At 76.1% G+C, this 1,575-nt stretch carries 1 protein-coding gene; it reads right to left on the bottom strand.

Features of this window, described 5'->3' with window-relative positions; all coding sequences use genetic code 11:
• Positions 1-1,575, bottom strand: a 1,575-nt coding sequence (locus HMPREF0731_RS23390; protein ID WP_007006216.1) for an ABC transporter permease subunit, incomplete at both ends; no start/stop codon positions are given.

Raw genomic sequence — 1,575 nt, forward strand, 5'->3', positions numbered from 1 at the left:
CCGCAGCACGGCGCCGCGCAGCGCGGGGTCGAGGCTGGCGGTGGGCTCGTCGGCGATGATCAGCATCGGGTCGCGCGCCAGCGCCATGGCCAGCACCGCGCGCTGCTGCTGCCCGCCGCTCAGCTCATGCGGGAAGGCGCGCGGCCGCTCGCGCAGCACGGCGAGGTCCAGCCCGGCGAGCAACTCCTCCAGGCGGCTGTCAGGCTGGGCGCCGATCGCCTCGCGCAACTGCCACAGCACCGGGCGGGTCGGGTTCAGCGCCGCGCCCGGCTCCTGGAACACCATGCCCAGCGCGGCGAAGCGCAGCCTTTTCAGTTGCCCGGGGGAGGCGCCGATGATCTCCACGCCATCGAGGCGGACGCTGCCGGCGAGCCGCGTCGCCTGCGGCGGCGGCAGGGCCGCGGCCATGGCGGCGGTGGCCGATTTGCCGCCGCCGGAATCGCCCAGCAGCGCCACCGCCTCGCCCCGGCCGATGCGCAGGGAGGCGCCGCGCACCGCCTCGACCGGGCCGAAGGCGAGGTGCAGGTCGCGAATCGCCAGCACGGCGGCGGGATCGGGCGTGGTGGGGGTGGGGATCTCCGCGCGCCGGGCGGGCAGCAGGCGGGGGTCGAGGGCATCGCGCAGCGCCTGGCCGAGCTGGGTCGCCAGCAGCAGCAGCAGGGTCAGCATGCCGACCGCGGCGCCGGCCAGCCAGGGCGCGTGCAGGTTGTTGCGCGCCTGGGCCAGCATCTCTCCCAGCGAGGGCGTGCCCGCCGGCAGGCCGAGGCCGAGCAAATCCAGCCCGGCCAGCGCCGTCAGCCCGCCGGCGAACAGGAAGGGCGCCGAGGCCAGCACCGGCGCCAGGGCGTTGGGCAGCACATGGCGCAGCATGACCCGCCGCCAGGAGGCCCCCGCCGCGCGGGCCGAACGCACAAAATCCTGGTGGCGCAGGCGCAGGCTCTCGGTGCGGGTGAAGGCGGCCACCCCCATCCAGGTGAAGGCCGCCATGGCGCCGGCCAGCACCCAGAAGCCCGGCGCCAGAACCGATGACAGAATCATCAGCAGCATCAGCAGCGGCACCGCGCCCCAGATTTCCGTCAGCCGCTGGCCGATCAGGTCGATGCGCCCGGCCAGCGTGCCCTGCACCAGCCCGAGCGGCAGGCCGATCGCCAGGGACAGCAGGGTCAGCGCCAGGCCGAAGCCGAGCGACAGCCGGGTGCCCCAGATCAGCCGGGCCAGCACGTCGCGCCCCTGCTCGTCGGTGCCGAGCCAGTGGCGGGCGGAGGGCGGCGTCGGCGCCGTGCCCTCCAGGTCGTGCACCGGGTCGAGCGGGTTGCTGCGCACCGGCGGCCACAGCGCCCAGGCGCCCTGGTCGGCCAGCAGCCGCGCCACCAGGGGGTCGTGGAAATCCGCCGGCAGCGGCAGGGTGCCGCCGAGGTCGCGCTCGGTCGGGCGCGACAGCACGGGGGAGGAGAGCGCCCCGTTCATCCAGAGCAGCACGGGCCGGTCATTGGCCAGGAATTCAGCAGGGGCCACCAGCAGCGCCAGGGCCGCGAGCAGGACGCCGGCCCGCCAGGCGCGGCGGGTGGCGGCGGC

This window comes from Pseudoroseomonas cervicalis ATCC 49957, assembly GCF_000164635.1.
GTDB lineage: Bacteria > Pseudomonadota > Alphaproteobacteria > Acetobacterales > Acetobacteraceae > Pseudoroseomonas > Pseudoroseomonas cervicalis.